We start from the raw sequence: 14,783 nt of genomic DNA, 5'->3' as shown, positions 1-14,783 counted from the left end.
CTCGCGCGCTCCTCCTGCATCGCCCTCAGGCCGCGCGCGTCGGCTTCTTCAGCGCCGTCTGCTCGATCACGCGCGCGAGCGTGTCGAACGCCGGTCCGATCTTTTCGTTCGGCACGCACGCGTAACCGAGCAGCAGTCCGCGCATGGCGGGCGGATCGCTGCTGTAGTAGCTCGCGAGCGGCCGCACGATCACGCCGGCGTCGAACGCTGCCGCCGTGACCGCGCGATCGTCGGCATGATCGGGCAGTCCCAACACGAGATGCAAACCGGCCTCGTCGCCCATGACGGGCAGTTCGGTGCCAAACCGCGCGGTAATCGCATCGATCAGAATCTGCCGGCGCTCACCGTATAACGCTCGCATTCGCCGGACATGCGAAGTGAGATGGCCGTCCATGATGAAGTCTGTCATTACCGCCTGCTGCATCAACTGACCTTCGCGATAAAGCTCGGCGATGCCCATACGGAATGTGTCGACGAGATGCTCCGGCGCGATCATGTAGCCCATGCGCAAGCCGGGAAACAGCATCTTGCCGAGACTGCCGACGTAGATCACCTGACCTGCGTCGTCGAGACCTTGCAGCGACGCTAGCGGCCGGCTGCCGTAGCGAAACTCGCTGTCATAGTCGTCTTCGATGATCCACACGTTGTGCTGGCGCGCGTATTCGAGCAGCGTGCGGCGGCGCGCGAGGCTCATCACCATTCCAAGCGGATATTGATGCGACGGCGTGACGAGCGCGAGACGCGGCGGTTGCTGCAAATCCTGCTCGCGCGGATTGAGGCCTTCTTCGTCGACCGGCACTGGAACGAGTGTGATCCCCGACGACTGCAGCACGCTGCGCGCGCCCCAATAGCACGGCTCCTCGACCCACGCGCGGTCGCCGACGTCGGTCAGCAATCGAACCGCGAGATCGATGGATTGGTGAATACCCGTAGTGATGATGATCTGATCCGGCGTGCAATTCACCGAACGCGCGACCCGCAAATAGTCGGACAACGCGCGGCGCAGCGGCCGGTAGCCGCCGCCCGGCGCATAGGTCAGCAGATCGGGATTGGCTTCTTTCCACAAGCGCGCTTGCAGGCGGCTCCAGGTTCGCGCCGGGAATTCGGCGACGTCGGGCACGCCGGGCATGAACGCGCCCCACTGTTTTGCAGACACGCCCGCCTGACCGATCAGGCGCCGGCCGCGATTGGACAGATCGTTCAGATCGCGCTTTGCCGTCTTGCCCGGAACCGCGACCGGCTTGCCTTCCGCGTCCACCGCCGTGACCGCTGGCTTGCGCCGCGCGTTGACCGCGGCTGTGTCCGGCTGCGTGTCGGCGACATACGTCCCGCTGCCCGTGGTCGAGATCACATAGCCTTCGGCGGTCAGCTGGTCGTACACGTGCAGCACCGTATTGCGCGCGATACCGAGGTCTTCGGCGAGCGTGCGCGAGCTTGGCAGCTTGGTGCCCGGCGGTAACTGGCCGGCGAGGATCGCCTGCTGCATCAACCGCAAAGTCTGCCGGTAGATCGGCTCGGCGGCCGCGCGATCAAGCCTGGCGGCGAGCCAATCCGACAAGATGATCGTATCCAAGTGGTTCTATCCGGAATAATGAAATGGTTCCATATTGTAGAACCGTAACGGTCTATAGTGGGCCACGCAATCGATGCAAGCCCGCTGCTTATCGAAGGCAGCCGGCCGGACAGGCAGAGGAGACTACGGCGATGAAAACGGATGAGGTGATCGTCAGCTTTCGAGGCGTGCGCAAGACGTACGACGGCGAAACGCTGGTCGTCAAACAACTGGATCTGGACATCTATCAGGGTGAATTCCTGACGCTGCTCGGGCCGTCGGGTTCCGGCAAAACAACCTGCCTGATGATGCTCGCGGGTTTCGAATTTCCCACCGGCGGCGAGATCTGGCTCGACGGCACGTTGCTCAACACCGTGCCGCCCCACAAGCGCAACATCGGCATGGTGTTTCAGAACTATGCGTTGTTCCCGCATCTGACAGTCGAGCAGAACGTTGCGTATCCGCTGACGGTGCGCAAGCTATCGGCCGAAGAGCGTGCTCATCGCACCAACAACGCGCTGAAGATGGTGCGCATGGAGAGCTTCGCGAAGCGGTATCCGGCGCAGCTTTCCGGCGGACAACAGCAGCGCATCGCGCTCGCGCGGGCGCTCGTGTTCGAGCCCAAGCTCGTGCTGATGGATGAACCGCTCGGCGCGCTCGACAAGCAGTTGCGCGAACACATGCAGTACGAACTGAAGTCGCTGCACGAGAAGCTCGGCGTGACGTTCGTGTATGTCACACACGATCAGGGCGAGGCGCTGACCATGTCCGATCGCGTCGCCGTGTTCGACAAAGGCATCGTGCAGCAGCTCGACACTGTGGACCGTCTGTACGAATCGCCGTGCAACGAGTTCGTCGCGAACTTCATCGGCGACAGCAACAAGCTGCGCGGCACGATCGCAAACGTGGACGGCGAGTATTGCGAGTTTCACCTCGTCGACGGTACGCGGCTGACCGGCCGCAACATCGGCGGCGCACGGGCGGGCACGCCGGCCGTTGCGTGCATCCGTCCCGAACGCATGAAGCTCGCGAGTCACGGCAACGGCGTGGCGCGGGCGGGCGCCAATGCGCTCAGCGGCGAAGCGCGTGGACTCATCTATTTTGGCGACCACGTGCGCATGCGTTGCGGCTTGCCGCAACAGGACGAGTGCTTCGTCAAGGTGCCGCTCGGCACCGATGCGCTCAATACCTTCGCACCTGGCTCGCCCGTCGCGCTCGAGTTTGCGCCCGAGCATCTGCGGGTATTCGCGGGGGCGTGATTGCGTGAAACGCGCGCATGATTGCATGAGAAGAGCGGTCAGCAGCACATAAAAAAGTTGCATGAATGATGCTTGAAACCACCACCAAAGGAGAGCAACACACCATGAACAAGATCGGGAAATCGCGCTGCGCCGTCGCTGTCGGTGCTGTGGCGCTCGCGCTCGGCGCGGCGCAGGTCAATGCGGCCGAACTGACGGTCGTGAATTTCGGCGGCGCGAACGGGGACGCACAAAAGGCGGCCTTCAACCAGCCGTTCGAGTCGCAGAGCGGCAGCAAGGTGACCGCTGTCGAATACAACGGTGAGCAGGCCAAGGTCAAGGCGATGGTCGAGGCCAAGCACGTGAACTGGGACGTGGTGGAGGTCGAATCGGGCGACATCGGCCGGGGTTGTGACGAAGGTCTGTACGAGAAGCTCGACTGGTCGAAGATCGGCAAGAAATCGGATCTGATTCCGGAATCGCCGCAAGCTTGTGGCGTCGGCTTTTTCGTGTGGTCGACGGCGCTCGCCTATAACGCCGACAAATTGAAGACCGCGCCGTCGGGCTGGGCCGACTTCTGGGACGTGAAGAAGATCCCCGGCAAGCGCGCGATGCGCAAGGGCGCGCGTTACAACCTCGAATTTGCGTTGATGGCCGACGGCGTTGCACCGAAAGACGTCTACAAGGTGCTCGCGACCAAGGAAGGCCAGGACCGCGCATTCAAGAAGCTCGACGAGTTGAAGCCGAACATCCAGTGGTGGGAAGCGGGCGCGCAGCCGCCGCAATTCCTCGTGGCCGGCGACGTGGTGATGTCGACGGCGTACAACGGCCGGATCGATGCCGCGCAGAAAGAAGGCAAGAACCTGAAGGTCGTGTGGAACGGCAGCATTTACGACCTCGACTATTGGGCGATTCCGAAGGGCTCGCCGAACAAGGCGCTTGCCGAGAAGTACATTGCCTATACGCTTTCGTCGAAGCCGCAGCAGGACTACGCGCACCACATCGCCTATGGTCCGGTGAACGTGGCGGCGATCAAGGCGCTCGACGCGAAGACGCTTGCGAACCTGCCGAACTCGCCGGCCAACGGCAAGAACGCGGTTCTGCAGAATTTGTCGTTCTGGACGGATCATGGCGACGAGTTGGAGCAGCGTTTTTCGTCGTGGGCTTCGAAGTAGGGAGCGGGTCATGTGAAGAAGCGCGCGCAGGGGTGAGTTCGGCGCGCGTGGGTTTCAATGCGTGGGACGGCAGTAAGCGCTAAAGCGCTAACTGCCGTCGACAGCTCTGCATGGGACGGCAGTAAGCGCTAAAGCGATAACTGCCGTCGACAGGAGAACGGGTGTGACTACGATGACGATCGCCGCCGATTCGACGCCGGAATCGACCGGCCGGTTCAAGCGTGAACTGAAGGCCGCGGAAGCGAAAAAGCGCGCTACAGCGTTGCTGCTCATTGCGCCGCTTGCGATTTTTCTGCTGCTGATCTTCGTCGTGCCGATCGGCGCATTGCTGACACGCGCTGCGCAGAATCCGGAAGTCGTGACCGCGTTGCCGCATACGCTCAGCGCATTGAGCACGTGGGACCGCAAGACGCCGCCGCCCGACGCCGCATACGCCGCGTTGGCGACCGACCTCACCGCGATCGCCGACAGCGACGGCATGGGCGCGCTCGCGCGACGGCTCAACGTGGAGATTCCCGGTTACCGGTCGCTCGTCGCCAAGTCGGCACGCGCCATGCCGTTCGTCGACGACAACAACAAGCCGTTGCAACTATCTCCCGCCCAGTTCCACGCGAAGTTCGCCGAACTGGACGAACGCTGGAGCAACATCGCGTACTGGCAAGCCATCGCGAAGAACGGCAGCCCGTATTCGCCGTTTTATCTGCTTGCTTCGCTCGACCACAAGCAGGACGCGTTCGGCCACATCATCCCGACCGATCCCGACCAGCAGATCTATCTCGCCGTTTTCAGCCGCACTTTCGTGATCGGCGCGGCCGTCACGCTTTTTGCGCTGCTGCTCGGTTACCCGCTTGCATACTGGATTTCAACGCTGCCCGAGCGTCGCGCGAACCTCGTGATGATTCTCGTGCTGATTCCGTTCTGGACATCGATCCTGGTCCGCGTCGCCGCATGGATCGTGATCTTGCAGAGCGAAGGGCTCGTGAACAAGGCGCTGATCGGTAGCGGCTTACTGCACGATCCGCTGGCGCTGCTGTTTAACCGCACGGGTGTGTACATCTCGATGACGCACATCCTGCTGCCATTCATGATCCTGCCGCTTTATAGCGTGATGAAGTCCATTCCGCCCACCTATCAACGCGCGGCGGTCTCGCTCGGCAGTCATCCGTTCGCCGCATTCTGGCGTGTGTATGTGCCGCAGACTTATCCGGGCATCGGCGCGGGCGCGTTGCTGGTTTTCATTCTGGCAATTGGCTACTACATTACACCGGCGCTGCTTGGTGGACCGAACGACCAGATGGTCAGCTACTACGTCGCATACTTCACCAACGTGACGATCAACTGGGGCATGGCATGTGCGCTCGGCGGGCTGCTGCTTGCCGCCACGCTCGTGCTGTATGCGATCTACGGACGCTTCACGCGCTCATCGCTGAGCCTTGGCTGAACGGAGCCTACCGCCATGAAACTCGCCAAGCCCCTCTTTGCGCCACATACGTCGCTGATTGAGCGCGTATGGTATTTCGCGTTGCGCGCACTCGCCGTGCTCACGCTGCTGTACCTGATTCTGCCCGTGCTGGCGATTGTGCCGCTGTCGTTTTCATCGAGTACGTTTCTGGTATATCCGATTCCGGGCTGGTCGCTGCGATGGTATCAGAATCTGATTGCGTCCGATGAGTGGCGCATGGCGGCTAAGAATAGCTTCATCGTCGCGCCGTCCGCGACGGTAGTCGCGACCGTGCTGGGCACGCTTGCAGCAATCGGGCTCACCAAAGCGAATTTCCGCGGCAAGGGTTTGCTCATGGCAATCCTCATTTCGCCGATGATCGTGCCGGTGGTCGTAGTGGGCGTGGGCATGTATCTGTTCTTTGCGCCGCTCGGTCTCGCCAATACCTATATCGGCCTGATTCTCGCGCACGCGTCGCTCGGTGTGCCGTTCGTAGTGACGACGGTGGCCGCGACGCTGCAGGGTTTCAACTACAACCTCGTGCGCGCGAGCCTGTCGCTCGGTGCGAATCCGGTGAAGACGTTCTTCCGCATTACGCTGCCTGTGATCGCGCCGGGTGTGATCTCCGGCGCGCTGTTCGCGTTCGCGACATCGTTCGATGAAGTCGTCGTCACACTATTTCTCGCCGGCGCCGATCAGACGACGCTGCCGCGACAGATGTTCACCGGCATCCGCGAAAATATCAGCCCGACTATTGCGGCGCTCGCCACCATCCTGATTGTCTTTTCGACCTGCCTGTTGCTGGCGCTGGAGTGGCTTCGTGGCCGCAACGCGGCGCGGGCGATCAGGGCATAAGCGCGGGCCGGCGTGTATCGCCAGGTTCATTGAGGCAGCACGCCATTCGACAACTCTCGACATTGTTCTAAGATTCATCCCATTCCGCGGGCTTGCCCGTCTCGTCATACTTTCATCCCTCGATAAGAAGATGCGCGAGACGCAGACATTTAATGAAAACCCCGCTAACCGTGCTTGTGTGCGCGTTGACGCTGACAGCTTGCGCGGACCACGCCGCGCGCGCACGGCTCGGTATCCAGGATTCCACTCTGCTCAGATCCGGCGTTGGCGCTTCGCAAGACGAGGCCGCAGGCGCCGCCAACCCGCAATGGGTCCAAACATACGCAATTGTCCATAACGGCGCTGCGGCGCTGGCCTCGTTGCAGGCGCGGCTCGACCGCATGCCGCCGCAACCAAACGGTTACTTTCGCGCAAAGGCGCAATGCTGGATCAATGCCGCTCAACAAACGCGGCAGGCTGGCGACCATTGGGGTTTCGCGGAAGAAGCCATCGGCGAGGCGGCGGTCATTACCATGGGCCTGGAAAGCGGCACACTGGTATCCGCTGCTAATCCTGCGCTGCGCACCGTATCCGCTGTGCGTCCCGATCTTTGGCAGATCGCCAATACCATCAAGTCGGATCCTGCCATCGCGTCATGTCACGAGGCGCAACCGCCGCTGGCGTGCGCCGAAGTAGAACTCATGCAAGCTGGACACGACGCATGGATGCGAAGCTTCTCCAATGCCGAAAAGCGTCTGTCAGATATTCAGGACAATCTGCGTAAGTCGGCTGAAAGGGTGTTGCAATGCAAGCGGGACGTCGCCGCGAACGCCACGACGCCGAATGCGAAGTCGCCCAGAACAGTCACGTTACGCGCCGATGCCTTGTTCCGTTTCAACGGCGGCAACGACGTCGCAATGCTGCCCGCCGGAAGGCGCGCGCTGGACACGGTGGCACGCGGGTTGAAGACGGATGCGACGCCTGGCGGTCTGACAATCACCGGCTACAGCGACCGTCTTGGCGACAACGCGCGTAACCAGAGCTTGTCGCTGCAACGTGCAGAAACGGTAGCGCGATATTTGCGCACTCGCGGTGTTACCTCGCCGATTGCGACTCGCGGCCTGGCCAGCGCAAATCAACTGGTCGAGTGCCGACAAACCAGGCGTGATGATCTGGTGCGATGTCTCGCGCCGAATCGCCGCGTGGAGATCGAGCTCGTCGTTGCCGCTCCCTAACGTGCCTTTGTATCGCCGCCGGACGTCGTAGTCCACCACGCATGTGGCGCATGAGCAGCAGACGGCCGCAATGAGCTGCAAGGGCCGTGATGGACCGCAACCGGCAATGGATGTTTTTCAGGAGGAACGCAACACATGTTAACTATTCTGATTATCGACGACCACCCGGCGTTTCGGATGGTCGTCAGGTTGCAGCTAATGCAATTGCTGAGCGTCGAACAAGTGATCGAGGCGGACAACGGTCAGACCGCCGTCGAAATGGCCCGCCAGCACAAGCCCGACCTCGTCATACTGGACCTCGACATTCCGCGTATCAGCGGACTTGACGTCATTCCGCGACTCAAACTCGCGCATCCGTCGATCCGCGTGATGGTGCTGTCGGGGCACGACCCGGCCACTTTCGCGCCGCGTGCAATGCGCTTGGGCGTCCATGGTTTTGTCGGCAAGTCGCAGGAGATGAAGGAGATCATGCGCGGCGTGGAAGCGGTGCTCGCAGGCTACACCGTATTTCCGGTCGCGCCTGACGGCGCGACCATCACGCCGGGAGTGTCGCCGACCGGTGACGAGGGCAGAATCATGTTGCTCTCCGATAAGGAGCTCGTCATTTTGCAGATGCTTTCGAAGGGCATGTCGAATAAGGCGATCGGCGACGCGCTGTTCATGAGCGACAAGACAGTGAGCACTTACAAGGGCCGCATTCAGGAGAAGCTTGGGCTGTCGTCGCTGGCGGCATTGATCGAGTTCGCTTCGTTGCACAAGTTGGTCGACTAGATGTTGCGGTATGGATAAGACGAATTTCAGCCGTGCTTTCGAGCCCATCGAGCCTTCTGAGCCCTCCGAGCCTTTCGATCCCCTCTATCTCGACGCGCTCGTAAAGGAAGGCATCGACCTCGACGCGTTTCTGAGCGGCTGGTGTCGAGCGATGCGTGACGATCTCGGCCGCCTCGGCGACCTACGTTGCGAACTCGAATCGGCGCAATTGCCGGCCTTGTTGCATAGAGTGAGCGGCGCAGTGGGTCTCGTGGGTGCACAGCACTTAATGCACGCACTGCGGCACGCGAGTACCTCGCCGTCTGAGCACAATGCCGGCTCCATTGACGCACTCATCGCGCGTGGACAAATTTTGATCGCGCAACTGGAAGCAGCGTCTTATCCACACCGGAACACATCATCATGAATAGGCCGCTGGAGTTGATACAGGGCGCTCTGGCGCTTCCCAGTGCACGCCCGCTGTCGGGTCTGCCACCGCCTTTCGGCTCGTGGCGGCGGTCGACGTCGCACACACAGCAACGCGCCCCTCAACCGGCGGTTCCAGGCGTGCCGCGATATGCAGTCTCTGCGAACCGTCGCGGTCGAATTCCGCAGAACGCAAAGATTTTGTTCTTCTACAAGCTGCCGCAGCGGCGAGACGATCCGCATCGGTTCGATGAACAATTGGCTGAAGCGAAACGTTACCTCCAGGCAGATCACACGCGGCCGAGTTCGTCACGGTCGGACCATATTCTGGGCGCGGCCATTTTCGTGAGTTGCAGCATAGCGCTCGCCTGGCTACTCGCGACATGTTCCACGCACGAACTCGCCGGCAGCTTCGGAACAGTGGCGAGACCGTCTACGGCGGCGATACAAGCCGGCCCCGTCATAGTGAATCCGTTAGCGAATCTTCGGCCTGAGTTGGCCAAAACCGCGTCAAAGGCAGTAGAAACGCAGTCAACGATTACGCAAGCGTCGTCGTCGGTAAAGGCTCCGTTGCCGGCCGCAGCGCATCCTGTCGAAGCGCCAAGCTTGTCGCAGCGCGCGGAGTCGCAACGGTCGACGAACAGTTCCCGCCATACCGTCGTGGCTGACCGTGTCGCGAAGCCTCGTCAATCGACTGCACGGTTGAGTCATCCTATCGAATCGCCGGTGCGCCTTTCGCAGTCGAGACAACCGGAAACAGCTGCATCGCAATCGTCTGCGAACGATTTTGTGGAGCGCGCCGCGTTGCGCGATTGGGCTGTGCAGCAGCGGCGCGCGAATGTCAGTGTGCGTGCAAGCGTGCCTGCGCCGGGCGACATCGACTGGAACGCGCACATGACGCAGCGCCGGATCACCGACAACCCGGCCGCCTTCCAGACCGGCCGCGCACAGCAATAATCGACGAAAAAAAAGCCCGACCAAGGTCGGGCTTTGAAAGTCGGCTGCGCCCTCCACAGGACGCAGCCCCTGCAAAACAGCCGAGCTGTTTGCGTTGCCGCGATGCTTAAGCGGCCAGCAGCGAACGCAGTACGAACGGCAGAATACCGCCGTGCTTGTAGTAGTCCACTTCGATCGGCGTGTCGATACGCAGCAGCACCGGAACGCGTTTCTCGCTGCCGTCCTTGCCGCGAATCACGAGCGTCACTTCCTGCTGCGGCTTGAAGTCCGCGCCGAGGCCTTCGATGTCATACGTTTCTTCGCCGGTGATGCCGAGCGACTGCACGCTATCCGAGCCCTTGAACTGCAGCGGCAGAACGCCCATGCCGACCAGGTTCGAACGGTGGATCCGCTCGAAGCTGCGTGCGACCACAGCCTTCACGCCCAGCAATTGCGTGCCCTTTGCAGCCCAGTCACGCGACGAACCGGTGCCGTACTCTTCACCTGCAAACACGATGGTCGGCGTGCCGGCGTCGATGTACTTCATCGCTGCGTCGTAGATCGACAGTTGTTCGCCGCTCGGCTGATGAATCGTCAGGCCGCCTTCCACGCGCGAGCCGTCTGCCTTCGCCGGGATCATCAGGTTCTTGATCCGGACGTTCGCGAACGTGCCGCGCATCATCACGTCGTGGTTGCCGCGGCGCGAGCCGTAGCTGTTGAAGTCGGCCTTCTGCACGCCGTTCTCCTTCAGCCACTTGCCTGCCGGCGAGTCTTCCTTGATCGAGCCAGCCGGGCTGATGTGGTCGGTCGTGACCGAGTCACCGAAAATGCCCAATGCGCGCGCGTTTTTGACTGCCGCGATGCTGTCGGCCGGCGTCATCGAGAAATCTTTGCCGAAGAACGGCGGCTCGGCGATGTACGTCGACTTCGGCCAGTCGTAGACCTGACCTTCTTCGCCTTCGATCTTGCTCCACAGATCGCCCTTCTTGGTCAGCGACGCGTAGTTCTTACGGAACGCGTCCGCGTCCAGCGCAAACTTGAGCAGGTCGTTGACTTCGTCGCTGGTCGGCCAGATGTCGCCGAGGTACACGTCTTTCCCGCCCTTGCCCTTGCCGACCGGTTCGGTCATCAGGTCGCGCGTGATGTTGCCGGCGATAGCGTAAGCCACGACCAGCGGCGGCGAGGCCAGGAAGTTTGCGCGAATGTTCGGGTGAATACGCGCTTCGAAGTTACGGTTGCCCGACAGAACCGCTGCCGCGACGATGTCGTTCTTCGTGATGGCTTCGTTCAATTCCGGCGTCAGGTCGCCCGCGTTGCCGATACAGGTCGTGCAGCCGTACGCAGCCAGCGTGAAGCCCAGTTTGTCCAGATACGGCAGCAGGCCGGTTTTCGTCAGGTACTCGGTGACGATACGCGATCCCGGAGCCAGCGACGTCTTGATGTGCGGAGCGACCGTGAGGCCGGCTTCGACAGCTTTCTTCGCGAGCAGGCCGGCGGCCAGCAGCACGCTTGGGTTCGACGTGTTCGTGCACGACGTGATCGCGGCGATCAGCACGTCGCCGTTCTTCACGTTGACGCCGTTGCTCGTGGTGTACTGCGCGTCCAGATCGGCTTCCTTCTTGGCAAAGCCGTTTTCTGCCACCGGCTTCGAAAACAGGTCGCTGAAGGTCGACTTCACATTGCCGATTTCGATGCGGTCTTGCGGGCGCTTCGGGCCAGCCAGCGACGGCGCGACGGTGCCGAGATCCAGCGTCACGACCTTCGTGAAGTCGATGTCGCCTTCCTTCGGAATACCGAACAGGTTCTGAGCCTTGAAGTAGTTCTCGAACGCCGAGATTTCAGCGTCCGTGCGGCCCGTGCCCTTGAAGTAGTCGATGGTTTTTTCGTCGACCGGGAAGAAGCCCATGGTCGCGCCGTATTCCGGCGCCATGTTGCCGATCGTCGCGCGGTCCGGCAGCGACAGCGAGCGCGTGCCTTCGCCGAAAAACTCGACGAACTTGCCGACAACCTTTTCCTTGCGCAGCAGTTCGGTGATGGTCAGCACCAGGTCGGTCGCCGTCACGCCTTCGCGCAGCTTGCCCTTCAGGTTCACGCCAACCACGTCCGGCGTCAGGAAGTACACCGGCTGGCCGAGCATGCCGGCTTCAGCTTCGATACCGCCCACGCCCCAGCCCACCACGCCGATACCGTTGATCATCGTGGTGTGGCTGTCGGTGCCGACCAGCGAATCCGGGTAGTACACGGTGTCCGCGCCTTCGGCCTTCTTGTGCACGCCGCGTGCGAGGTATTCGAGGTTCACCTGGTGAACGATGCCGACGCCCGGCGGCACGACCTTGAACGTGTCGAATGCCTGCATGCCCCACTTCATGAACTGGTAGCGCTCGTTGTTGCGCTGGAATTCCAGTTTCATGTTCAGGTCGAGTGCATTCTTTTCGCGGAAGTGATCGATCTGCACCGAGTGGTCAACCACCAGATCGACCGGGACCAGCGGTTCGATCGACTTCGGATTCTTGCCCACGCGTTGCGCCACGCCGCGCATGGCCGCGATGTCGGCGAGCAGCGGCACGCCGGTGAAGTCCTGCAGCACGACACGCGACACGACGAACGGGATTTCGTCGACGCGCGGAGCGGTCGGCTTCCAGTTCGCCAGTTGCGTGATGTGTTCTTCGGCGATTTTCTTGCCGTCGTAGTTTCGCAGCACCGATTCCAGCACGATTCGGATCGAGACCGGCAGGCGGTCGATCTTGATGTTCAGTGCCTTGCCGAGTTGCGGCAGGGAGTAGAACTTGCCTTTGCCGGAACCGCTGTCGAATTCCTTGAGCGTTTTGTGGAGGTTGTGGGCCATGGTGTTTTCCTTGGTTTGATCGCGGAACTACAGTACTTAACTTGACTAGATGACGTACAAATCGACGTACTCATTGACCGGCATGGCTTCAAGCCGTGCCTGATTCAGCGACACGTCGAGAATCGCCAGTTGTTGCTTGACCGGGAAGCGGCGCGAGAGGTTGGTCTTGAACTTCTCCACCAGCAACGGAATTCCGTCTTCGCGACGACGCTTGTGACCGATCGGGTATTCGACTACGACTTCGTCGAACTGTGATCCGTCGTTGAATTCGATCGTCAGTGCATTGGCGATCGAACGCTTTTCGGGATCGTGGTAATCATTTGTGAACTGCGGGTCTTCCACACATGCCATCTTTGCGCGCAGCACATCGATACGCGGGTCTTGCGCGACCGAGTCTTCGTAATCCGCAGCCGTCAGTCGGCCGAAGATCAGCGGCACAGCAATCATGTACTGAATGCAATGATCGCGGTCGGCCGGATTGTCGAGCGGACCTTTTTTATCGATGATGCGTAGCGCAGCTTCGTGCGTGCGGATCGTGACCTTGCGGATGTCTTCGACCCGCCTGCCGTGCAGCTGAAGCTGCGCATGCAACGACATCGCCGCTTCCACAGCGGTTTGCGCGTGGAACTCGGCCGGAAACGATATCTTGAACAGCACGTTTTCCATCACATAGGAACCGTACTGGCGCTGGAACTTGAACTCGTTGCCCTTGAAGAGCACGTCGTAAAAGCCCCACGTTTTCGCGGTCAACACCGACGGATAGCCCATCTCGCCCGTCTTCGAAATGAGCGCGAGACGGACTGCGCGCGAGGTCGCGTCGCCCGCGGCCCACGATTTGCGCGAGCCAGTGTTCGGCGCGTGGCGGTACGTGCGCAGCGCTTGCCCGTCGACGAGCGCCTGCGAGACCGCATTGATCAGCTCGTCGCGCGTGAGGCCGGTCATTTGACCGACTACCGCCGTCGACGCGAGCTTTACCAGCAATACATGATCGAGCCCGACCTTGTTGAAGGAGTTTTCGAGCGCGATACAGCCTTGAATTTCGTGCGCCTTGATCATCGCGATCAACACGTCTTTCATCGTAAGCGGCGTTTTGCCGGCTGCGATGGCAGTGCGCGAGAGCCAGTCGGCTGTCGCGAGAATTCCGCCCAGATTATCCGACGGATGACCCCATTCGGCGGCGAGCCAGGTGTCGTTGAAGTCGAGCCAGCGGATCATGGCCCCGATGTTGAAGGCGGCCTGAACGGGATCGAGCTGAAACGACGTGCCCGGCACCTTTGCACCGTTGGGGACGATTGTGCCCGGCACGATGGGTCCCAACAGCTTGGTGCAGGCGGGGTAGGTAAGCGCCTCGAGTCCGCAGCCGAGCGTATCGATCAGACAATGACGCGCGGTTTCCAGGGCGAGCGCGCCGTCGATCTGACAATCCAGAACGTAGTCGACGATATCGACCAGGACTTTGTCCGGATCGGGTCGCACGTTGGAAATCGGAGCGGACATCGGGGAGCTTTCCTGACGACGTGATTAGTTGCCGAGCTTGTTGATTGCGTTCGACTGCGTCGGCGCCGGTGCGCCTTGCGCCATTGCCGCCGTTTGGCATTCGTCGGCCAGACGCGAGCTGTCCTTGTCCTGGAACAGCATGGCCTTGGTCGGGATCACGACCAGATCCATGCCGGTTGCGGCGTCGTGGAAACGGTCTGCGCCCGTGGTGGTCGCTTCGCGCGGCAGGTTATAGTTTTTGTTCGCCCAGTGAACCGTGACGATCTGGTCACGCTTCATGTCGCCCTTCAGTTCGAAGGCCAGACCTTCCTTGCACGACCACTTTTCCGCGCCTTCCGGTACCGGATCGACCTTGGCTTCCTTGGCAGGGTTTTCCTTGCGCTTGATGAGGCGGCGCGGTTGCGGGCGCTTTGCAACGGCCTTCTTGGCAGCCGGCGTTGCGGCAGTCGCCGTTTCTGCGGCGGCGTCGGTCGCGACGGTCAACATTGTGGTGGACAGGGCGCCGACGACGGCGGCGATCAACAGCTTGTTCATGGAGAAAACCTTTCTATCTAATTTCAGTTAAACATTGCGCGGGCTACCGGTCCTGGCGGCCGCGGGGTTGAACTGCACGCGCCTTGGAAGCGCACAGCGACCGCTATTTTCTCCTATTTAGCGGCACGTACTTCAAATTCTCAGGTCCGGTGTAATTCGCGCTCGGGCGAATGATCTTGTTGTCGAGCCGCTGCTCGATGATGTGCGCGCTCCAGCCCGCCGTGCGTGCAATGACGAATAGCGGCGTGAACATCGCCGTGGGCACGCCCATCATGTGATACGACACGGCGCTGAACCAGTCCAGGTTGGGGAACATCTTC

13 protein-coding genes are annotated in these 14,783 nt (G+C 61.2%); 8 read left to right on the top strand and 5 right to left on the bottom strand.

Features of this window, described 5'->3' with window-relative positions; translation table 11 throughout:
- Window positions 1-25 precede the first annotated feature (25 nt).
- A complete protein-coding gene (gene pdxR / locus BCA01S_RS29275; protein WP_027779953.1) occupies window positions 26-1,573 on the bottom strand; it encodes a MocR-like pyridoxine biosynthesis transcription factor PdxR in 1,548 nt (515 codons plus the stop codon).
- Between the two features lie 131 nt (window positions 1,574-1,704).
- Between pdxR and BCA01S_RS29270 the strand changes: the two genes are divergently transcribed.
- The 8 genes from BCA01S_RS29270 to BCA01S_RS39235 all read left to right on the top strand — a co-directional run bounded on the left by BCA01S_RS29270 (window position 1,705) and on the right by BCA01S_RS39235 (window position 9,608).
- Window positions 1,705-2,811, top strand: coding sequence for an ABC transporter ATP-binding protein (locus BCA01S_RS29270; RefSeq protein ID WP_027779952.1), 1,107 nt, complete (start codon window positions 1,705-1,707; stop codon window positions 2,809-2,811).
- A 104-nt stretch (window positions 2,812-2,915) separates the two neighbouring features.
- Complete coding sequence (locus tag BCA01S_RS29265; protein ID WP_027779951.1) at window positions 2,916-3,965, top strand: ABC transporter substrate-binding protein; 1,050 nt, start codon at window positions 2,916-2,918, stop codon at window positions 3,963-3,965.
- 163 nt (window positions 3,966-4,128) lie between these two features.
- The gene (locus BCA01S_RS29260; protein WP_042319817.1) at window positions 4,129-5,406 is read left to right on the top strand and encodes an ABC transporter permease; all 1,278 of its coding nucleotides are present in this window, start codon (window positions 4,129-4,131) and stop codon (window positions 5,404-5,406) included.
- A gap of 15 nt (window positions 5,407-5,421) precedes the next feature.
- The gene (locus tag BCA01S_RS29255) at window positions 5,422-6,261 is read left to right on the top strand and encodes an ABC transporter permease (RefSeq protein WP_027779949.1); all 840 of its coding nucleotides are present in this window, start codon (window positions 5,422-5,424) and stop codon (window positions 6,259-6,261) included.
- Between the two features lie 152 nt (window positions 6,262-6,413).
- On the top strand, window positions 6,414-7,475 hold the full coding sequence (locus BCA01S_RS29250) for an OmpA family protein (protein WP_027779948.1): 1,062 nt from the start codon (window positions 6,414-6,416) through the stop codon (window positions 7,473-7,475).
- Window positions 7,476-7,610: 135 nt separating this feature from the next.
- Complete coding sequence (locus tag BCA01S_RS29245) at window positions 7,611-8,246, top strand: response regulator transcription factor (protein WP_027779947.1); 636 nt, start codon at window positions 7,611-7,613, stop codon at window positions 8,244-8,246.
- A 10-nt stretch (window positions 8,247-8,256) separates the two neighbouring features.
- Entirely contained in the window at window positions 8,257-8,652 is a 396-nt protein-coding gene (locus BCA01S_RS29240) for a hypothetical protein (RefSeq protein WP_027779946.1), read from the top strand.
- 701 nt (window positions 8,653-9,353) lie between these two features.
- Window positions 9,354-9,608 (top strand): hypothetical protein, encoded by a 255-nt coding sequence (locus tag BCA01S_RS39235; RefSeq protein WP_244146050.1) that lies wholly within the window; start codon window positions 9,354-9,356, stop codon window positions 9,606-9,608.
- 106 nt (window positions 9,609-9,714) lie between these two features.
- Here the strand turns inward: BCA01S_RS39235 and acnA are convergent, their stop codons facing one another.
- The 4 genes from acnA to BCA01S_RS35505 all read right to left on the bottom strand — a co-directional run.
- On the bottom strand, window positions 9,715-12,432 hold the full coding sequence (gene acnA / locus BCA01S_RS29230) for an aconitate hydratase AcnA (protein WP_027779944.1): 2,718 nt from the start codon (window positions 12,430-12,432) through the stop codon (window positions 9,715-9,717).
- Window positions 12,433-12,477: 45 nt separating this feature from the next.
- Window positions 12,478-13,929 (bottom strand): bifunctional 2-methylcitrate dehydratase/aconitate hydratase, encoded by a 1,452-nt coding sequence (locus BCA01S_RS29225; RefSeq protein WP_027779943.1) that lies wholly within the window; start codon window positions 13,927-13,929, stop codon window positions 12,478-12,480.
- Between the two features lie 24 nt (window positions 13,930-13,953).
- On the bottom strand, window positions 13,954-14,463 hold the full coding sequence (locus BCA01S_RS29220) for a hypothetical protein (RefSeq protein WP_027779942.1): 510 nt from the start codon (window positions 14,461-14,463) through the stop codon (window positions 13,954-13,956).
- Between the two features lie 103 nt (window positions 14,464-14,566).
- A partial coding sequence (locus BCA01S_RS35505; protein ID WP_042319814.1) for a citrate/2-methylcitrate synthase occupies window positions 14,567-14,783 on the bottom strand: 217 nt, incomplete at its 5' end.

Source organism: Paraburkholderia caledonica NBRC 102488, assembly GCF_000685095.1.
Lineage (GTDB): Bacteria > Pseudomonadota > Gammaproteobacteria > Burkholderiales > Burkholderiaceae > Paraburkholderia > Paraburkholderia caledonica.
The sequence above is the reverse complement of the archived record's forward strand: the minus strand, read 5'-3'. Positions and strand labels throughout refer to the sequence as shown.

Excerpts from the sequence above, each read along its gene's own strand:
- acnA (WP_027779944.1), bottom strand. The coding sequence starts at position 12,432 with ATGGCCCACAACCTCCACAAAACGCTCAAGGAATTCGACAGCGGTTCC.
- BCA01S_RS29250 (WP_027779948.1), top strand. The coding sequence starts at position 6,414 with ATGAAAACCCCGCTAACCGTGCTTGTGTGCGCGTTGACGCTGACAGCT.
- BCA01S_RS29240 (WP_027779946.1), top strand. The coding sequence starts at position 8,257 with ATGGATAAGACGAATTTCAGCCGTGCTTTCGAGCCCATCGAGCCTTCT.
- BCA01S_RS29270 (WP_027779952.1), top strand. The coding sequence starts at position 1,705 with ATGAAAACGGATGAGGTGATCGTCAGCTTTCGAGGCGTGCGCAAGACG.
- BCA01S_RS29245 (WP_027779947.1), top strand. The coding sequence starts at position 7,611 with ATGTTAACTATTCTGATTATCGACGACCACCCGGCGTTTCGGATGGTC.
- BCA01S_RS29220 (WP_027779942.1), bottom strand. The coding sequence starts at position 14,463 with ATGAACAAGCTGTTGATCGCCGCCGTCGTCGGCGCCCTGTCCACCACA.
- BCA01S_RS29225 (WP_027779943.1), bottom strand. The coding sequence starts at position 13,929 with ATGTCCGCTCCGATTTCCAACGTGCGACCCGATCCGGACAAAGTCCTG.
- BCA01S_RS29265 (WP_027779951.1), top strand. The coding sequence starts at position 2,916 with ATGAACAAGATCGGGAAATCGCGCTGCGCCGTCGCTGTCGGTGCTGTG.
- BCA01S_RS29255 (WP_027779949.1), top strand. The coding sequence starts at position 5,422 with ATGAAACTCGCCAAGCCCCTCTTTGCGCCACATACGTCGCTGATTGAG.